The 18,883-nt window shown below is 72.2% G+C and carries 15 protein-coding genes; 7 read left to right on the forward strand and 8 right to left on the reverse strand.

Annotation, left to right across the window (positions count from 1 at the left end):
- Positions 1-161: 161 nt before the first annotated feature.
- On the reverse strand, positions 162-734 hold the full coding sequence (locus WMF46_RS33790) for an NUDIX hydrolase (protein WP_437980969.1): 573 nt from the start codon (positions 732-734) through the stop codon (positions 162-164).
- A gap of 12 nt (positions 735-746) precedes the next feature.
- Entirely contained in the window at positions 747-2,222 is a 1,476-nt protein-coding gene (locus WMF46_RS33795; protein WP_437980970.1) for a DUF882 domain-containing protein, read from the reverse strand.
- A 773-nt stretch (positions 2,223-2,995) separates the two neighbouring features.
- Here WMF46_RS33795 and WMF46_RS33800 point away from each other — a divergent pair.
- From WMF46_RS33800 to WMF46_RS33815, 4 genes are all read left to right on the forward strand, one after another.
- Complete coding sequence (locus tag WMF46_RS33800) at positions 2,996-3,679, forward strand: hypothetical protein (protein ID WP_437980971.1); 684 nt, start codon at positions 2,996-2,998, stop codon at positions 3,677-3,679.
- Positions 3,676-4,149: a hypothetical protein gene (locus tag WMF46_RS33805; RefSeq protein WP_437980972.1), complete on the forward strand. Its 474-nt coding sequence runs from the start codon at positions 3,676-3,678 to the stop codon at positions 4,147-4,149. Before WMF46_RS33800 ends, WMF46_RS33805 begins: the two co-directional genes overlap by 4 nt.
- 2 nt (positions 4,150-4,151) lie before the next feature.
- Positions 4,152-4,604 carry a D-aminoacyl-tRNA deacylase gene (gene dtd / locus WMF46_RS33810; RefSeq protein ID WP_437980973.1) on the forward strand — a complete coding sequence of 151 codons (453 nt, stop codon included), beginning with the start codon at positions 4,152-4,154 and terminating at the stop codon, positions 4,602-4,604.
- Positions 4,605-4,672: 68 nt separating this feature from the next.
- The gene (locus WMF46_RS33815) at positions 4,673-5,665 is read left to right on the forward strand and encodes a ketopantoate reductase family protein (protein ID WP_437980974.1); all 993 of its coding nucleotides are present in this window, start codon (positions 4,673-4,675) and stop codon (positions 5,663-5,665) included.
- 55 nt (positions 5,666-5,720) lie between these two features.
- Here the strand turns inward: WMF46_RS33815 and pdxA are convergent, their stop codons facing one another.
- The 3 genes from pdxA to WMF46_RS33830 all read right to left on the reverse strand — a co-directional run bounded on the left by pdxA (position 5,721) and on the right by WMF46_RS33830 (position 9,318).
- Positions 5,721-6,824: a 4-hydroxythreonine-4-phosphate dehydrogenase PdxA gene (gene pdxA, locus WMF46_RS33820; RefSeq protein ID WP_437903686.1), complete on the reverse strand. Its 1,104-nt coding sequence runs from the start codon at positions 6,822-6,824 to the stop codon at positions 5,721-5,723.
- Positions 6,821-7,669, reverse strand: coding sequence for a winged helix-turn-helix domain-containing protein (locus WMF46_RS33825; RefSeq protein ID WP_437980975.1), 849 nt, complete (start codon positions 7,667-7,669; stop codon positions 6,821-6,823). The genes pdxA and WMF46_RS33825 overlap by 4 nt, the downstream gene beginning before the upstream one ends.
- Positions 7,670-7,872: 203 nt before the next feature.
- Positions 7,873-9,318 carry a TldD/PmbA family protein gene (locus tag WMF46_RS33830; protein ID WP_437294273.1) on the reverse strand — a complete coding sequence of 482 codons (1,446 nt, stop codon included), beginning with the start codon at positions 9,316-9,318 and terminating at the stop codon, positions 7,873-7,875.
- A gap of 627 nt (positions 9,319-9,945) precedes the next feature.
- On the opposite strand from WMF46_RS33830, the gene WMF46_RS33835 reads away from it, so the two are divergent.
- Complete coding sequence (locus WMF46_RS33835) at positions 9,946-12,717, forward strand: tetratricopeptide repeat protein (protein ID WP_437980976.1); 2,772 nt, start codon at positions 9,946-9,948, stop codon at positions 12,715-12,717.
- A gap of 93 nt (positions 12,718-12,810) precedes the next feature.
- Positions 12,811-13,623 (forward strand): hypothetical protein, encoded by an 813-nt coding sequence (locus WMF46_RS33840; protein ID WP_437980977.1) that lies wholly within the window; start codon positions 12,811-12,813, stop codon positions 13,621-13,623.
- On the opposite strand, the gene WMF46_RS33845 is transcribed toward WMF46_RS33840, so the two are convergent.
- Complete coding sequence (locus WMF46_RS33845) at positions 13,611-14,582, reverse strand: uroporphyrinogen-III synthase (RefSeq protein ID WP_437980978.1); 972 nt, start codon at positions 14,580-14,582, stop codon at positions 13,611-13,613. The two genes, WMF46_RS33840 and WMF46_RS33845, sit on opposite strands and share 13 nt — an antisense overlap.
- Positions 14,583-14,664: 82 nt before the next feature.
- Between WMF46_RS33845 and WMF46_RS33850 the strand changes: the two genes are divergently transcribed.
- Positions 14,665-14,970, forward strand: a complete 306-nt coding sequence (locus WMF46_RS33850) for a hypothetical protein (RefSeq protein ID WP_044966374.1) — start codon at positions 14,665-14,667, stop codon at positions 14,968-14,970.
- A gap of 74 nt (positions 14,971-15,044) precedes the next feature.
- Here the strand turns inward: WMF46_RS33850 and WMF46_RS33855 are convergent, their stop codons facing one another.
- Together WMF46_RS33855 and WMF46_RS33860 are read right to left on the reverse strand one after the other, a co-directional pair.
- Positions 15,045-15,599, reverse strand: coding sequence for a TerB family tellurite resistance protein (locus tag WMF46_RS33855; RefSeq protein ID WP_437980979.1), 555 nt, complete (start codon positions 15,597-15,599; stop codon positions 15,045-15,047).
- 122 nt (positions 15,600-15,721) lie between these two features.
- Entirely contained in the window at positions 15,722-18,868 is a 3,147-nt protein-coding gene (locus tag WMF46_RS33860) for an MXAN_5808 family serine peptidase (RefSeq protein ID WP_437980980.1), read from the reverse strand.
- Positions 18,869-18,883: the final 15 nt, after the last annotated feature.

Consider the following 18,883-nt stretch of genomic DNA (forward strand, 5'->3'; position numbering starts at 1 on the left):
GGCTTCGCCGTGAGGTCCATTGCGGCGCTCCGCCGCGCCGCTCCCGATCTCCAGGGGCGGCCCCGCGAAGGACGGCCATCAAGACGCGACGGGTCCGACCGTGTCAACCGGCCCGCAAAGATGCGGGTGCTCTCGCTCACGCAGGACGTCGATAACGCAGCTTATCGCGTGAGTGGGCAGACAGGCCGTTCCCACGAATCACGCGCGACGGCGAGCGCCCGCAGCAAGGTGATCACGGCGATCGAGTGGCTGATCCGGCCGTCCTGCATCGCCGCCCTCACGTCATCTGCGCTCATCACGACCGCTTCCGTGCTCTCGTGCTCGTCGCCCTCGGGCTCGCCGACCCGCCGCGCGCCGCGCGCCAGGTAGAGGAAGCAGCGGTTCGCCTGGAGCGCAGGATTCGGGTGCACCCACCCGAGCGTCTCGAGCGACTCCACGGCATACCCCGTCTCCTCCAGGAGCTCGCGCGGCGCAGCGGCCGCCGGCTCTTCCCCTGGATCGACGAGGCCGCCAGCCGTCTCGATGGTCACCGCGTCGACCCCGTGCCGGTACTGCCGCACCAGGACGAACTGACCTTCATCCGTGATCGCGGCCACCGAGATCCAGTCTGCGAGCTCCAGCGTGAAGGCGGGATAAGACGCGCCCGCAGCGATGACTTCATGGCGATGGATCGCGAGCGGACCGAACGTACCGGCGAGCGCCGAGGCGTGCCGGCGAGGAATCGTGATACCCATCCCGCCTCACTACTACGGCGCGCCTCTCGCCGCCTTCTCCGGCACCGCTCCTGCCTTCTCCGTCACCGCTCCCACCTTCTCCGTCACCGCTCCCACCTTCTCCAGCGTCGTGCTCGCCGTCTCCGGCGGTCCCGCCTTCTCCTGCGTCGTGCTCGCCGTCTCCGGCGGTCCCGCCTTCTCCTGCGTCGTGCTCGCCGTCTCCGGCGGTCCCGCCTTCTCCTGCGTCGTGCTCGCTGTCTCCGGCGCCGCGCTCGCCTTGTTCGGCACAGGGCCCGCCATCTTCTCCGGCGCCGTGCTCGCAGTCCTGTCGCGGCGCTCCCGCCGGAGCACCTCCTCCGCGTCCTCGCCGGGCATCCGCTCGGTCGCCCCTCGCCCTTCGTCCTGCGGTGGCGGCCACGCGGTCACATAACGGGGTGCCTCGCCGGGTCCGGACGCATCGATCCACGAGACGCTCCCCGTCCCTGGCGCGCGCACATCGACGTGCACGAACGAGCTGTTCGGATAGTACCCGCAGCCCGTGTCGGCGAGCGCGCGGCAGGCGACTGCGAGCTCGTCGTTCCGCACCCCGGCGATGCGCAGGTCGAGCGCCCGCCCCGTCTGGTGCAGGCTACCCTGGCTTTGCGGCCGATACCCGCTCACGAGCGACACGAGCCGGCCCGGGTACCGCCGCGCCAGCGCGTCGATGCGGGAGAGCAGCCCGGGATCGAGCAGCCGTACGCCGGGCGCGATCTCCCCTCCCTGCACCCAGCTCGCCCTGCTGCCGGCGGCTCGCGGCCCATCGCCGGCGCGCCGCCCCTTGCGGCTCGCCGCTTCCGGCCTCCGCGCGGGCGCCCCCTCGTCGGACAGGATCGGCCGCGGCGTGCCCCAGGGGCGCGCAAGCAAGGAGAGGGCGCGCCGGGCCTCCTCGCGCGGCTTCCCTTTGCAGTCGACCAGCTCGAGGCGCTCGGGCTCCAGCCCGCTGCGATCCATCGAGAGCACCGGTCCGTGGCATGGCTTCGGAGGCGCCTCCCGCTCCATCCCTTTCTTCGCCCCGCGCCGCTTGCTCTCGGCCGTGCGCGCCGCCCGCCTCTTCTCCTTCTTCCTCTCGCCGCCCGCCTTCTTCTTGGCGACCGCCTTTTTCCCGCCGCCCGCCTTCGCCGAGCCGCCCGCGTTTTCCTCCGCGTCTGCAGCCGCGTGCGGCGCCTTGCTGCGGGCACGGCCCCTCCCCCTCCGGTCCCCCGCCCCGTTCGTCTTCTCGTCACCGGTCGCCGCCGAAGCGCTCTTCACGCGCCGATCGGGCGAGCTCTCCCGCGTCTTCGTTCGCGGAGCTTGCTCCGCGCCTGCGGGGCTCGCCGGCGCACGGTCGCGACGGGTCTGCTCGCTCTCCTCTTCCCCCGATTCCCCGGATCTCTCGGCAGCGGCGTGCGCCCTGGGCAACGGCTCCGCGCAGAGCCGCCCCGCCAGGATCGCCGGCACCACGATGCTCACCAGCACCGAGAGCGCGGCCATGCGAGCACGCCTCAGGCGCGCACGCGGCTCCCCCCTGCGCACAGCTCCCCCTGCGTCCCGCGGCGCCGCGCCTGCACTGCTCACGGATCGAAGGCTCATCATGGAAAGCTCCAGTCGGGTCGGGTGCGAGTGCCATCCGCCAAGGAGGGGATCTCCCAGACATGGCGTCGCCGCCCGTCCGCAGGATGTGGGATTGGGAAGGGCAGTCAGCGGTCCGCTTCTTGAATCGACCTGGGACGAGACCGGCAACCTCGAAACAGCGTCTCCGAGACGCCCCTCGCGGAAGCTCGCAAGCTCGGAAGGCAACCTCGGAAGGGAGACTCGGAAGGCAAGCTCGGAAGGGACCGAACCTGAGGGCAGGAATGGCATGAAGTGCGGAGGGCAGCCCAATTTTCTGCGGCGCTGACCAAAGGCTGTGGTAGGAACCCAGCTGCCTCGCGACTGCGGTCGGGTCGTGAGCGCGGCTCCGGGGTGCATGGGGGCAGAGCCCCTCGTCACGCGGTCCGCGGCCGGGTATCGCCCGGCGCACCACGCACTGCGGCGTGGCCCTACCCTCACGATCAACGCAGCCAGCGTGATCAGCGCGGAGTTAGGCGTCGCGTCCCTTGCGCAACATCGTCCGGGCCATCGCGGATCGCGGGGGAAGCGCCCGGCCCAACACGCACCAGCCTCATTCACCACAACATCGATGCAAGCGGGGCGCCACACGCGGGATGCGGAAGCCGAACCCGGTGGCGCGTCCATGATCGCTCCGAGGTCACCAGGGGCACGACATGCGGCGAATTCGTAGAGACGCAACCAAGGTCTGGCACAATCCCGAGCTCCACACGGCCTATGGCCGTGGTCAGCCGAACAGCGCGGGGCTACCGCGTCCGACGCAGACCGGCGAGGACCGGCGGGCAGCCAATCAACACCGCGCCGCGCTCGAGGCGCTGTTCTCTCCGCGCAAGGAGCCGGAGGCAGAGGACAGCAAGGGCGGGCGCGTCAAGTCCGGACGCGACGCCGCGTCCAAGGCGCCGGGGCGCATCGTCCTCGCGCCGCCTCCGCAGAGCGACCCGAAGGCCGTCGAGCGCCAGCGGCTCCTGTCGAAGCTGCTCTGCGCGTCGGGCCGGCCCAACATCTCCAAGGCCGCGAACGAGTTCCTCCGCGCCGGCCACGCCTTCCCCGCGGAGCAGGACGTGTACCTGCAGCTGCTCGAGCACAGCGACGAGCAGCGCATCCAGGAGGCGATCGACGAGCTCGCGGGCATCCTCGTCGGCGAGCTGCCGAAGCGGCGCGCCGTGCTCGAGTCGCGGCTCCGCCGCATCGAGGAGTTCGCGGAGGAGCCCGCGACGCGCGAGGCCGCCGAGCGGCTGCGCCGCCAGGTGAGCGGCAGGCCCGAGGCCCCGGCCGCGGACGGCGCGGCCCGGCGCGGCGCGGGCGAGGGCGTCTCCGAAGCGAGCGGCGAGGCGGAATGACGCGCGCGGAATTCGAGGCCGAGCTCCGCAAGCTGATCCAGACGTTCGAGACGGGCACCGGCAACGAGCGGTGCGTCGCGTGCGTCTCGTGCGAGCGCTGCGTCGACTGCACGTTCTGCCGCAACTCGAAGGCGCTGCAGCGGTGCCACTACTGCGTCGACACCCAGCGCTCCTCGGACAGCACGCACTGCCGCGGCTGCCGCGATCTCATCGCGTGCAGCCACTGCGTCGCGTCCGAGCGGTGCACGCAGTCGTCGTACCTCGTTCGCTCGATCGACTGCACCGGCTGCACCTACTGCTTCGGCTGCGTGGGCCTCGTGCGGAAGGACTTCCACATCCTCAACCAGCCGTACGATCGCGGCACCTACTTCAAGGTCACGGCCAAGCTGATGCGCGAGCTCGGGCTGAGCGCGGGCACCGGGGCGGAGCCCGCCGCCGCCCCGAGTCGAAGCGCGGCCGCGCAGCGCTAGCGATGCGCGCGGTCGTTCAACGCGCGCTCGACGCGCGCGTCGAGGTCGGAGGCCAGGTGGTCGGCGCGATCGAGCGCGGCCTCGTGGCCTTCGTCGGCGCCGCGAAGGACGATGACGACGCCGACGCTGACCACGTCGCGAGCAAGATCGCGGGCCTCCGCGTGTTCAGCGACGACGCCGGCAAGATGTCGCGGGCGCTCGCGGACGTGCGCGGCGGCGGCGTGCTCGCGATCAGCCAGTTCACGCTGTTCGGGGACGTCCGGCGCGGCCTGAGGCCGAGCTTCGACGGCGCCATGGAGCCCGTGCGCGCCGAGGCGCTGTACGATCGCTTCGTCGCCGCCTTGCGGGCCCGCGGCCTCACGGTGGCCACGGGCCGCTTCCGCGCCGACATGCGCGTGTTCGTCGAGAACGACGGCCCGGTCACCATCCTCATCGATTCGAAGCGGACGTTCTGAGGGATCTGCCGCGATCGGCGGCGACGGCCCCCCTTTTCCCCGAGCGCCGCGCAGGCTACGGGGGAGCCATGCGGGTCACCATCGTGGGCGCGGGGGCGCTCGGGCGGATCTACGGCGTGCGCCTCGCCACCCAGGGAGACGACGTCACGTTCGTGGTCCGGCCCGAGCGCGCCGGCGATGTACGGCCGTTCGTGGTCGAGCAGGTGAACGGCGCCGATCGACGCGACACGCTCGATCGCCCGCGCCTCGCGGCCGAGATCCCGGCCGACGCGGACGTCGTCCTGATCACCGTGCGCTTCGATCAGCTCGTCCCCCGCGCTGACCTCGGCGGCGCCGCGCTGACCTCGGCGGGCGGCAGGTCGGTGGCGGATCTGCTCCGCGGCGTCCCGGCCGCGCCCGCCGTGGTGCTCACGCCGCTCCTGCCCAGGCAGCGCGCCGACCTCGAGGAGGCCGCCCAGCGCCGCATCACCCCCGCGATGCCGGGCGTCTCGGGCTACCTCGACGAGCGCGGCGTGGTCCGCGCCTGGATCACCGAGCTCGCGCCCACGCTCATCGACGAAGAGGGAGGCGCCCCCGCGGAGCGACCGGCGCTCGAGGAGCTCGCGCGCCGCCTCACGAGCGCCGGTGTCCCGGCGCGGCTCGAGCCCGACGTGGGCGCGCAGAACGTGGCCACCACGACCGCGTTCTTCCCGCTGATCGTTGCCATCGACGCGGGCGGCGGGGCGAGCGCCCTCCTCGAGAACGACGGCGTGCTCCGCACCGTGATCGAGGCCACAAGGGAGTCCGTGGCGCTCGCGGACCGGCTGGGCAAGGTGGCCCCGTGGACGAAGCTCCTCCTCCGGTTCATCGGGCCGCTCACGCTGAAGCCGGGCATCGCGCTCGTGCGCCTGCTGGCCCCGGAGTTCTTGCGGTTCCTCGACGTGCATTTCGGCCCCAAGCTCCACGCGCAGCACCTCGCGATGGGCGCCACCGTCCTCGAGATGGGCCGAGAGCGCGGCGTGAGCATGCCGGCGCTCGAGCGGCTGCTCGCGCACCTCGGCGGCCGCCCACGGGCGCGCTGAGCCGCGGCTTCTTGCTGCGCGCGCCGGCGTGCCGCGGCGCCGGCGTGTCGCTGCGTCAGCGCGCGCGCGCGGCCGCGAGCTGCGCCGCGAGCACGATCGCCTCGCGCATGCCGCGCGGGTCGGCGCGCCCCGTTCCCGCGAGATCGTACGCGGTGCCATGGTCGACGCTCGTGCGCACGATCGGCAGGCCGAGCGTGACGTTCACGGCCTCGCCGAAGCCCAGGAGCTTGCTCGGGATCGTCGCCTGGTCGTGGTACATGGCGACGACCCCGTCGAGCGCGCCGCGCGCCGCGAGCCGGAACGCCGTCTCCGCGCCGACGGGCCCGGTCAGCTCCGCCGCGGGGCCCGAGCGCGAAAGCCGACGCGCCGCGAGGCGGATCCCCGGCGTGATCCGCACCTGCTCTTCGTCGCCGAGGAGCCCGCCTTCGCCCGCGTGCGGGTTGAGCGCGGCGACGGCCACGCGCGGCCTCTCGCGGCCGAGATCGCCGAGCAGCCGCGCGAGCCACACCGCGGCGCGCGCCACCTCGCGCGGGCTCACCGCGTCCGGCACCTCGCGCAGCGGCACGTGGGTCGTCACGAGGGCGGTCACGAGCTTGCCCGAGGCGAAGGCCATCGTGACCTCGCGCGCGCGGAGCCGCCGGCCCAGGTGCTCGGTGTGCCCGAGGAAGTCCGCGGACCCCGGCGCGCCGCTCGTGGCGATCGCGTGCTTCGACGCGGGCCCCGTGACCAGCGCCGCCGCGACGCCTTCGCGGACCAGATCCGTCGCCGCGTCGATCCACGCGAGCTGCGCCGCGCCGTCCTCGGCCTCGGGCCGACCGAACGCGCTCGGCCGCGAGAGCCGCGCGCTGCCCGCCCAGAGCCCGATCGTGCCGGGCGCGAGCTCCTCGATGGCGGCGCGCCCATCGACGACGACGAGCCGGCGGGCCGCGACCCGGACGAGCTTCGCTGCCCGCCGGATGATCGCCTCATCGCCGACGAGCACGCAGCGCGCGCCCTCGACGGACGCCGCGCCGGCCACGGCCACCTCGGGGCCCACCCCGCTGGGGCACCCGACGCTGATCGCGACGATCGGTGGCCCGGCGGGGCGCGAGCGACCACCGCCGCGCGCTGCACCGGCGGCGGTCGCCCGCGCCCCGCCGCGGCGAACCGGCGACGTCATCGGGTGATGCGCCGCTCGCGCCCGGACGGCGTGGCGTCGTTCGCCGAGGGCGCCGCTCGCCGGTTGGCTTGCGCGGCCTCCTCCTCGTCGCCCTCGCCCTCGCCCTCGTCCTCGTCGCCTTCGTCGTCGCTGTCCTCGTCCTCGTCCTCGTCGCGCAGCTCTCCGCGCTCGTCGCCCTGGGCCTCCTCGCCGGCCCCGCTCCGCTGGAGCGCCCTGCTCGCATCGCCGCCCTCGGGACCACCGGCGCCGGGGATCGGCGACTCGAGGCGGTACCCGGCGCCGCGCAGCGTGACGAGCGGCAGCGCCGCGCCGAGCTTCGCCCTGAGACGCCTCACGTGGATGTCGACGGTCCGCGCGCCGCCCTCGTACTGGCTGCCCCAGACACGGCGAAGAAGCTCCGTCCGCGACACAACTTTTCCACGGCGCTCGCACACGTACGAGAGCAGCGCGAACTCCTTCGCGGTGAGCGGCACGTGCATGCCGCCGACCGAGACGTCGTGGGCCGCGCGATCGATGACGATCGCGCCCACCTTCACCCGCTCCTCGGTCGCGAACTCGCTGCGGCGCCACTCGACGAGGCGCACGCGCGCGTAGAGCTCGGCGGGCACATACGGCACGAGCAGGAAGTCGTCGAAGCCGCTGGACGGCTCGATCCGCGCGATCTGCGCGACGCTCACGGCGACCAGCGCGCCGACCTCCTCGAGGCGCGGCTCGCGGCGCAGCGCGCGCAGCGCCGCGGCGGCCAGGTCCGGCCTGTCGAGGGCCTCGACGACGATCGCCCGCGCCTTGCTCTCGTCGTCGTGGAAGAGCCGCGGTGGATCATCCCAGAGATCCAGGGTTCGCACGTCAGCGCCCAGCGAGCGCAAGACCGATGCGGCACCCTCGTCGCGCTCCAGATCCGGTCCGTGTCCAACGATGGCTATGAACGAGCGACGCGCCATGAACGCCCCGTATACGGGTGTCACGACGGGCCGGCAAGACGCACCGCGCTAAACCCACCAATACCGCTGCGAGGCTTACCTTCCGCCTGGCGTTCCAGCCTTGAAAATCAGCCGATCCGCGTTCCGCCGACCGTGATGAGATCGATCTTGATTGTGGGGCAGCCAACACCCACGGGGACGCTCTGTCCGTCCTTGCCGCACGTCCAGATGCCGTCGGAGACGGCGACGTCGTGGCCGAGCATGGTGACGCGCCGGAGCACCTCGGGGCCGTTGCCGATGAGGTTCACGCCCTTGAGGGGCGCGGTCAGCTTGCCGTCCTCGATGAGGTAGCTCTCGGTCAGAGAGAACACGAAATCGCCGTTCGAGATGTCGACCTGGCCGCCGCCGAACTTCTTCGCGAAGACGCCTCGCTTCACGGACCTCACGATCTCCTCGGGATCATGCGGGCCCGCGAGCAGGATGGTGTTCGTCATCCTGGGCATCGGCGCGGCGGCGAAGCTCTCGCGCCGCCCGTTGCCGGTCGGCGTGAGCCCGAAGTGCCGGGCCGACAGCCGGTCGTGCATGTACCCGACGAGCTTGCCGTTCTCGATGAGGGTGCTGCGCTCGGGCTCGTGGCCCTCGTCGTCCACGTTGATCGTGCCGCGCGACTGGAGGAGCGTCGCGTCGTCCACCACCGTGCAGAGCGGGCTCGCGACGTCCTTGCCGATCTGGCCCGCGTAGTTGCTGGTCCCCTTGCGGTTGAAGTCCGCCTCGAGCCCGTGCCCCACCGCCTCGTGGAGCAGGATGCCGCTGTCGCCCGGGGCGAGCACGACGTTCATCTCGCCGGCGGGCGCGTCGCGGGCGTCGAGCATCGCGACCGCCTGCCGCGCGGCCTCCTCGGCGTGCCACTCCGGCGACTTGCCCTCGAAGTAGGCCGTCGTCATGCGCCCGCCGCCGCCGCTCGAGCCTTCCTGGCGCTTTCCGCTGCGCTCGGCGAGCGCCCGCACGCCGAAGCGGATGAGCGGCTGGACGTCGTGCGCCATCCGCCCGTCGCTCGTGGCCACGAGGACCTCGCGCACCTCCTCGACGAAGCTCGCCTCCGCCTTGACGATGCTGGGATCGTAGGCGAGCGCCGCGGCGCTCGCGCGCTCGAGCAGCGCGCGCTTCGCGAGCCCGGGGGCGTCGAGCGAGATGCTGGGCAGCTCGTAGCGGGTCGGCAGCTCGCGGCGCCTGAGCTCGATCTTCTCCTTGCCGCCCGAGCCCGTCGCGATCTGCGCCGCCGTCTCGGCCGCGCGCCGCATCGCCTCCCAGGTGAGGTCCTCCGTGTACGCGTACCCGGTCGCGTCTCCTCGCTGGACGCGGACGCCGACCCCCATCGACACCCCACGCGAGGCCGCCTTGAGGATCCCTTCGTCGAAGGTGAACCCGCCTCCGGCGCGGTACTCGAAGAAGAGGTCAGCGTAATCACCTCCCTTGGACAGGGCGACCGAGAGGAGCCGCTCGCAAAGCGCGGCGTCGACGGCGTTTTCCTCTCCAGGAGCGAACGGGGCACGGTAGGCCTGGCTGCGCGACATGGTGCCCAACTCTAGGTCCATTCGCCGGGACGGTCGAGAAACGGCGGCGCTCCGGTGCGCCCTCCCGCCGACGCCCGCGCTCGGCCCCGGCGGCGGCCGAGCTCGCGACCTACCCCCTGCCCTTCATCCGGCGCGGCGCGCAACCATCGCCCGCGCGCGCGGGGTACCCGGGGATCGCGGGGTCGCGCGACCTCCAGCGAGGCGGCCGCGGGTCGCGGAAGATCGCACGAAATGTGCAACAAGGCCGCTCGACTGCTAGGCTTAACGCTGTCTTCGCGGGAATGGCGGCGCTCGCCACCTTCCCCGCGATCTTCGCGAATCCCCGGCCGTTCAGCGCGTTCCTACAGGTAGGGCGCGCTCTTCGACGCGCCTCGACCGGACCGCCCAGCGTCCGACCGGGGCGGGGGCTCGCGGCCACCGCGCCAGGCGGTCGCCGCGTCGCCAGACAGGGCCCCCGGGGGGCCGCACACTGCAAACAAGCACCTTCGCGGTAGCTTCCGGAACTTCCGGTGCCGCGCGCTTGTACGTGGTGGCGGGATTGGCTAGGTGTTTTTTAGGCGAGGTGAGGGATGCCGACGAGGCGCCCGAGCAACGCCTTGCTGCCCTCAGCAGGAGATTCCCATCGCCGTGGCGGTCGATCGCGACAAGGTACTCCAGACCGCGCAGAAGCTTGTCGAGCGGAAGCGCTTCGACAAGGCGATCGCCGAGTACCAGAAGCTGGTCGCAGACGATCCGAAGGACGTCCGCACGCTGCTCAAGATCGGCGACCTCTACCTGAAGACGGAGGAGTACGTCGAGGCGATCACCACCTACGAGCGCGTCGGCCAGTTCTACTCCCTCCAGGGCTTCGCGCTCAAGGCGATCGCCGTTTACAAGCAGATCCGCGAGATCATCCACAAGCACGTCCCGCAGTACGAGGATCGCTTCGGCCACATCGTCCCGCGCCTCGCGGAGATCTACACGCAGCTCGGGCTCACGAGCGACGCGCTCGCCGCCTACGACGAGGTCGCGACGCGCCTGCTCCGCGCGGGGCGCGACCGCGACGCGATCGACATCTTCAAGCGGGTCGTCGACCTCGACCCGAACAACCCCCTCGCCTATCTCCGCCTCGCGGAGGCGCTGATCCGGGTCCGCGACTACGACGCCGCGATCCAGCGCTTCGGGACGGCGGCCGAGCTCCTGCTCAAGCTCGGGCGGCGCGACGACGCGCTGAAGGTGGTCGAGCGCCTGCTGCAGCACCGCCCGGACGCCCGATTCGCCCGCATGGCCGCCGAGATCTACCTCGACCGCGGTGACCCGAGCGACGCGATGTCGGCCCTGACCAAGCTCCAGATCGCGTTCAAGGAGAACCCGCGAGACCTGGAGACGCTCGCGCTCCTCGCCCGGGCCTTCGACCTGCTCGGGCAGCCGGCCAAGGCGATCGAGGTGCAGAAGGAGTCGGCGCGCATCGCCAAGGAGGCCGGGCGGGTCGATCAGTTCACCGCGCTCGTCTCGGCCCTGATCACGCGCGCCCCGAACGACGAGGGTGTGCGCCAGCTCGCCTCCCAGATCGCGCCCTCGTCGAGGAACACGCGCGCGTCGATCGACGTCGAGCTCGAGGAGGATGAGGAAGCGGAGGACGAGGAGGCGGAGGAGCTCGACGTCGAGGACGACGAGCCCGCGTCCGCGCTGCCGATCCCGCTCCGCGCGTCGCAGCCCTCGACGTCGCCGATCGCGAGCCCGAGGCAGCTCGTCGCGCACGCCGAGAGCCTCCGGCGCGACCGGCAGTACGACAAGGCGGTCGCCCTCCTCAAGGGCGGCGTCGCCCGGCTGCCGGCCGCTCGAGAGCTGCGCGAGAAGCTCTGCGATGTCCTGATCGAGGCGGGCGACCAGGACGCCGCCGTCGAGCAGATGCTCGCGTTCGCGCAGCAGCTGGCCAGCGAGGACGCCGTCGACGACGCGGCGAGGCTCCTCGACGAGGTGCTGCTCCTCGATCCCGGCAACGCCCAGGCCACGGAGATGCTCAACCTGCTCGGCTACGCCGTGCCGCAGGAGGAAGAGCTCGCGGAGGAAGACGCCGCCGGGCCGGGAGCCTCGCCGACGGCTGGCGAGAACGACGCGTATGCGTCCGAGGTGCCGAGCCAGGACCTCTACGACCCCGACGCGCCGCTGCCCGCGTACACCCTCGATGAAGACGGCGTCGTCGAGGCGCTCCCCCGGCGGCCCGAGCTCGTCACGCACCTCGACGATCCGTTCGCGAACGAGCCGCCGCTGCCGAGCTTCCCGATCGAGGACGTCGAAGAGGTCGAGGACGTCGAGGAGCTCGAGGCCATCGACGACGAGGAGGAGGAGACGGCGTCGGTCAACCCGAGCCGCGTGCCTGAGCACCCCCTCGCCGTCGCTGCGTCCCAGGCTCCGCCCCCGGCGTCCTCGATACCTCCCCCGCCCGTGCTCGCCGCGCCGCCGCCGGCCCTGTACAGCCCGGTGTCGGGCCGACCTGCGTCGGTCCGGCCGGTGTCGGGCCGCTCCGTGCCGCCGGGCTCCTTGCGGCGCGCGGACGCGCTCGACGAGGACGCGCTCGAGGAGGTCGAGTTCTTCGCGCAGCACGGGATGTTCGACGAGGCGCGGAACATCCTCGAGGAGCAGCTGGCGCGGCTGCCGAACCACCCGCTCCTGATGGAACGGCTGCGCGAGGTCACGGAGCTGGCCTCGGACGCGCGGGTGGTCGTGCGGGCGGCGACCGACAACGAGAGCGGCACGCGGGCCGTCCCGCGCGGCAGCGAGCGGCCGGACGAGGATCGCGCGTTCGACATCGCCGAGTCGCTCAAGATGATCGACGAGCTCGAGGTCGTGCCGGGCTCGGTGACGGGCGTCCAGGACGATCCGCGGCAGATCAGCGTCGAGAGCGTCTTCGAGCAGTTCAAGGCGGGCGTCGCGGCGCAGATCTCCGAGTCCGACGCGTCGACGCACTACGATCTCGGCGTCGCCTACAAGGAGATGGGCCTCTACGCCGACGCCATCGGCGAGTTCGAGCTCGCCGCCCGCGACCCCGGGCGAGAGTGCGTCTGCCAATCGATGATCGGCGTCACCCACCTCCAGATGGGCAACATCGAGGCGGGCATCGACGCGCTCATCCGCGGGCTGCACGCCTCGCACAAGACGGTCGAGCAGGAGCTCGCGCTGACCTACGAGATCGCGAACGCCTACGAGCTGCGCGGCGTCCCCGAGCAGGCGCTCTACTACTTCCAGCGCGTCGCCCGGATGAGCCCGAGCTACAGCGACCCGCGCGGCAGCGTGGCGGAGCGGCTGCGCCGCATCGACGTCCCGAAGCCGGCCGCGCGCGCCGTCGGCGCCGAGATGATCGCGGACGAGTTCGACGCCGCCTTCGACGATATGCTCCCGAGCGGCAAGCTGCCCTGACAACCGCTCGCGTGCGGTCGCGCGGTCGCGCGGGCGCGCCCGGGAACCGCCAGAAATTGGGCCACGGCGAGCGCTCTCCGGTACCGGACGAGCATGAACCGACCGCTCCTCCTCGCCGCCCTCACCTCGGTCCTGGCTGCTGGCTGCGGCGCCGGGATCGAGACGAACGCTCGCTCCGGTCGCCCGCAGGACGCCTCCGCCAAGGTGGCGGCGCAAGCGCGGCGCGAGGTCCCGCAACGCGCGAAGGGCTCGGACGAGCGCGGCCCGATCGCCGAGGAGGCGCCCGGCGCGCGCAAGCCCGGCGATTATGTGGCCTACCGGTTCTCGGGCAGCTTCAGGAAGACGCCGCTGCTCCTCACGCAGCGTGTGGTCGCGCGCGAGGGGGACGTCCTCGTGGTCGACGTGACCCTCGAGGACGGCAAGAAGACCGAGGCGCTGCGGGTCCGCATGAGCGACGAGCCCAGCAGGCGCGGTGAGATCCTCGGCGCGGCGTGGATCGACGACGGCGCGGAGCGGCCGGCGACCCTCTCGGCCTACGACGCGATGATGGCCAAGACCGCGCTCGCCGCCGACGAGAACGAGGACGTGCTCGGCAGCGAGGCGGTGAACGTCGAGGTCGGCGGCTCCTCCATCCCGTGCCAGCGGACGAGCTTTCGCGTGCGCATCGGCAAGACGAAGGCGACGATGCGCACGCTCCAGAGCGACGACTTCGCCTGGGGCGACGTGGGCGGTGAGATCACGGCGGAGGACGGGCGCGTGCTCTACCGCGCCGAGCTGATCGACAGGGGCCACGCGGACACGGATGAGCGCGCGGCCGCCAGCGCAGAGCCCGGCCCCGCGCCCCGGCCGGCGACCGTGGCGCGCTCCGCCGACGAGGACGAGGCGTACGACGACTACGAAGACTGAGCCGACAGGGGCGCGTCGCCCCGATTTCCCTTCGCGACGAGGATCTCGATCGAGCGCGCGGCCGCCGCTTTGACAAGGTGGCCCATCTTCGGGTGCTCGGGCTCGAGATCCGGCTCGATCCCCTCGGCGCGCAGCGCCTCCGTGCAGACCGGCCCGATGGACGCCACCACGCCCCGCGCGAGCGCGGCGCGCAGCCGCTCGACGAGCCCCTCCTCGGCCGCCACGAGGAGCGCGTGCTCGACCTGCGCGCGGCTCGTGAAGAGCGTGATCGCCGCGCCGCCGTCCGCCATGAGGCGGAGCGCCTGCCGCAGCGGCGCCGTGTCCTCCGGGAGCGCCCAGCGGTACACCGGCACCGGCGTGACCTGCGCGCCGGCCGCCGAGAGGCTCGCGTAGAGCTCGTGGCTCGGCGCGCCGTGCTCCTGGACGGCGACGCGCTTTCCGCGCAGGTCGCCGAGCGCGCTGACGGCCTCGACGATCTCTCGCCAGGTGTTGGGCTCACGGACGGTGATGAACCCGGTCAGACCCAGCTCGCGCAGCGCCGCGGCCGGCTTGGGGCCGCGCACGACGATCTGCACGGACGAGAGCGCCGCCGCCAGGAGAGATACGCCCTGGGCGTCCGCGCCACCGTCGCTAGCGGACGCCCCGCCGCCGCCCTGGTTCGGCTCGAGCGCAGGCGCCGCCTCAGCCACGAGCGCCCGGGTCCCGACGCCGGTCATCAGGACCACGAGGTCGAACTCGGCGCCCGCGAGGCGCCGCGCGAAGTCGAGGGCGCGCTCGTTCCTCTCGATGGGCACCTCGCGGAGCGTGGGCGCCGTGACGGGCACGCCGCCATACCGCTGGATCAGCGAGGCCATCTCGGAGGCGCGGCGGCTCTCGAAGCAGATGACGCGGCGCCCGGCGAAGTCAGACGGCGCGGGCGGAGAGGGACGGTCGTTTCGTGGGTGGGTGGGCGTGCTCACCCGCACAGCATAGCCCGGGTCCGGCGCTGGCGGGTTTCGGGCGGTGGACCAGTTTGCTAAGCTCCTCCGTGTGAGCCATCCGATGAGCAACGAGGCTTCCGGGGTCCAGGGGAGCGGGCTCTCGCGTGCGACGTCGGAGAACGACGTCGGCCCTGATCCCGTCATCGGCGCGGGCATCGCGCTGCTCGGCATCTTCTTGATGGGGGTGGGGGGCGCGCAGGGCGCGCACTACCTCTTCAACTTCGGCGTGCTCGTGGCGGTGCTCGGGGCCGTCCTGTTCGTCCTGTTCGTGGCGCTCACGGCGCTGAAGCAGCGACGGGCGCTCGGCCTCGCGAGCCGCGCTCCGAGCCCTGAAGGCAGCGCCGAGCAGCGCGACGCGCGCGACTGATCGGCCGAGCGCCACTGGCGCCCGGCAGCAGCGCGACGCGCGCGACGGATCAGCCGAGCGCGCTCGCGCCCGGCTCACGCCGGGGGCTCGCCGCCCGGATCGCTCCGATCGTCCGGCGGCGCCGGGGAGCCCGCCTGATGGCCGGCCTCGACGGAGAGGTCGGGCTCGATGTCAGCGAGCGAGACGCCGAGCTCCTCGGCGATGCGCTCGATCTCGGCCCGCTCGGCCGGCGTGGGCGCGCCGTCCGCCGCCGCGAGCCGGATCAAGAGGCGCACGACCTCCACCCGCTCGCTCGCGTTGCAGAGCGCCTTGAGCTCGCGGTAACAGCGGTCGACCTCGCCCTCCTGGAGCGCGGGCAGCTTGCCCTGGAGGGCGTTGAACACCGCCTCGACGCCGCTCGGCGCGAGCCCGTCGACGTGCGTGAGCAGCTCGCGGAGCAGCTCGTCCTCCTTGTCGGAGAAGCGGCCGTCGACGCAGGCAACCTTGCCGAGCAGGACGATGACGGTGGCGATGTAGCGGAGGACGACCGCCTCGTCGTCCGGGAGCGCCGTGCGGAGCTCCGTCAGGAGGGCGTCGAGGTTCGGGAACGAGCCCCCCTGCTTCAGGCCGAGCCAGGCGAGGAGTCCCACGTGATGAGGCTACCAGATCCTCGCCGGGCAGGGCAGCCCGGCGGAGCACCGCCCTCTACGCCCGTCACCGCGGTCGTCCATGTCGCCGTGGCTGTCGTCCCATTCGTCCATTTCCCAGCGGCCTACTCCTCGCCGCCGCGGTCCGCAATCCAATCGTCCACGGGGTTGTCGGACTTCGGGGTCTTCAGGATCGAGCCGTCAGGCCCGTCCTTGCGCACGACCAGCGTGCGCCGCGTCGTGGTGTCGGGCGTCTCGCGCGCGACCACGGTGATCACGTTGACCCCCGGCCGGAGCGGCGCCTCGAACGCGAACTCGGCCTTCTTCGGGTCGGCGCCGTCGCGGTTCGACTTGTAGTAGAGCTTCCGCGACCCGACGAAGATGAAGGTGTCGAGCAGCCGCTCGCTGTCCGACGCCGTCCCCGTGATCTTCATGGTGCCGGCGGTCGTCGCCAGCGCCGCCGCGGCGATGTCCAGCGTCGGCGGCGCGTGCGAGTAGAGGTCCTCGAACGCGACCGCCGCCGGGGCCGGCCCGCCGCCAGGGGCCACCTCGCGCGCCGCGACGAACGCGAAGCGCCCCGCGCCGAGGTCGATCTTGAGGAACCCGCCTGGCGCCTCGCCGAGCACCTTGACCACGGCGCCCGCCGGGAGCCGGCCGAAGCCGCGCGCGCTCGCCTCGGGCGACGGGAGCAGGGTCGCCCCCTCCGCCCCGGCCTTCATGGTGGAGCCGCCGCCGCTCAGCTGGATGCGCGGCGAGATCGGGATCTTCACCTTCTCGCTGGCGAACTCGCGGAGATCGCGATCGCCGACCGAGAGCGTGAGGGTCGCCTCGGGCTCCGACAGGTGCTGCTCCACGTCGAAGCTGAAGACCACCTTGCGCACGTCGCCCGGCTTGATGTTCGAGACGTCGAAGCGCCCCGCGTGCAGCATGAGCCCGTCGCCCGAGAGGTTCGCGATGTTCGCCTGCGTCTCGTACGACGGCCCCTTGCCGACGTTCTTGACGGTCAGGTACATGCTGACCCGCTCTCCCTTCTGGATGAGCCCGTCGCCGTTGCCCTCGCGGTCGTCCGCGAGCTGATAGGCGTACTGGAAGAGCGGCCGGTCGAGCGCGCGCACCGTGGGCCGGATCTCGACCGCCGGCGGCTCCGGCGCGGCGGCGACCTCGAACTTCACCTTGAGGCCGTCGCTCCGCGAGAGGGCGTCCATCGGGATCGTGCAGACGCGCTTCTCGTTCGCCTTCCTCGGCTTCGTCGAGCCGACCTTCCGCCCCTCGACCTCGCACCAGCCGAGCGGCACCTTCGCGCTCTTCGTCTGGCCGGGGCCGATCTTGCCGAAGATGAGCTCCTTGCTGTCGAAGTACGGGTTGTCGCTCTCCGTCGTCCCACGGAGCCGGTAGACCGGCTGCTTTCCGTTGTTCTTGACCGTGACCCGGAGCTCCATCGGCTGCCCCGCGGTCACCTCGGCGTTGGGACGATCGGTCTCGACCTTCACGTCGAGCTCGGACTTCGCCGCCGGCGTGACCCCCTCGGGCGCGTCGGACCAGTCGACGCCGAGCTTCGTCAGCTCGGCCGCGACCTTGCCGAGCTCCTCCTTGCCGACCTGATCGATGTAGTCGTGCATCGCCCGGAGCTGCTGGAGCCTCGGCGTGGAGGGCGGCATCCGCGCGGCGAGCTCCCGCGCGAAGCGGATGGGGAAGTCGACGGAGAAGTCCTCGTCGATGTCGCCCCCGCGCTCCCGCATCTGCTCGCGGTCGGCGCTCGTGAGCTGGTAGCGGACGACCTCGGACGGCTTGCCCGCGGCCGCCGCGCGCGCGTTCGAGAGGTGCGCCGAGAGATCGCGCTCCCGGAGCCCATCCTTCTGGACCGTGAGATCCATCTCGAGCTCGTCGACCGTCATGGGATCGAGCTCGATGTCCGGCGTGACGCCGACGCCCTGGATGGAGATGTCGCCCGGCGTCAGGTACTGCGCGATCGTGAGCTTGAGGGCCGCCTTCTCGGCCGTGACGTCGGGGAAGACGAGCTGCACGCTGCCCTTGCCGAACGTCTGCGAGCCCACGATGACGGCGCGATCGTTGTTCTTCAGCGCGCCGGCCACGATCTCGCTCGCGCTCGCGCTGTTGCCGCTCACGAGCACCACGATCGGGTACAGCGGCTCGGTGCCCGGCCCCTTGGCGCGCTTCTCCTCGCGCCCCTCGGAGGCGCCGACCGTGGACACGATGACGCCGTCGGCGAGGAACTTGTCAGCGATGCGCGCGGCCTGATCGAGCAGGCCGCCCGGGTTGCCGCGCAGATCGAGCACGAGCCCCTTCAGCTGCCCCTTGCTGCGCAGCCCGTCGAGCGCCGCGTCGAGCTCCGCGGTCGAGGTCGCCTGGAACGTCTTGAGCCGGACGTAGCCGACGCCGCCCTCGAGGGCGCGCGACTCGACGGACCTCACCTTGATCACCTCGCGGGTCAGCTCGAAGGCCTTCGGCCCCTGCCACCCGCCGTCGCCCTCGCGGGTCACCCACACGGTGACCGGGGTGCCGGGATCGCCGCGGAGCCTCCGCACAGCGTCGTCGAGCGGCATGTTGAGCGTCGACTCGTTGTTGATCTTCACGATCCGATCGAGCCGCTTGAGGCCCGCCCTGCCCGCGGGCGTGTCGGGCATCGGGTTCAGGACGGTGAGCATCTGGTCGCGGATCGAGATCACGACGCCGAGCCCGCCGAACGCGCCCGACGTGGAGAGGTTCATCTCCTTGTACGCCTCGGGGCTCAGGAACGACGAGTGCGGGTCGAGCGTGTGCAGCATGCCGTTGCACGCGGCGTACTCGACGTCCCGCAGATCGACCTCCGTGCCGCGGAGGTTCTTCTGGAGGAAGGTGAAGACCTCGCGGAGGCGCGCGGAGACGTCCCAGGGGCCCTGGATGTTGTCGATCCGGAACTTCTTCGCGCTGGTCTCGACGCGGACGGTGACCTCGTTGGGATCCTCGTTGAGGACGATCACCTGCGCGACGTCGCGCTGGACGGCGTTGAGCGCCGACAGCAGCATCTCCTTGGGCTTGACGCGATCCGGCTCGACGTACTTGTCCCGGATCATCTTCAGCGTCTCGTTGACGGCCTCGAGGCGCGTGAGGTCGTACGGCGCCTTGGCCACCTGCCCGGTGACCGCGAGCGCCGGCTCGAACCCGCGCCAGAGCCCGCCAGGGCCGAACTGAAGGACGAAGTACGCTGCCAGCGGGAACGCGGCGGAGACGACGAGCGCCTTGGCGACGCGCTCCAGGGGTCGGTGAGGCATACGGCGATCGAGTAT

The organism is Sorangium sp. So ce117 (assembly GCF_051524395.1).
Lineage (GTDB): Bacteria > Myxococcota_A > Polyangia > Polyangiales > Polyangiaceae > Sorangium > Sorangium cellulosum_B.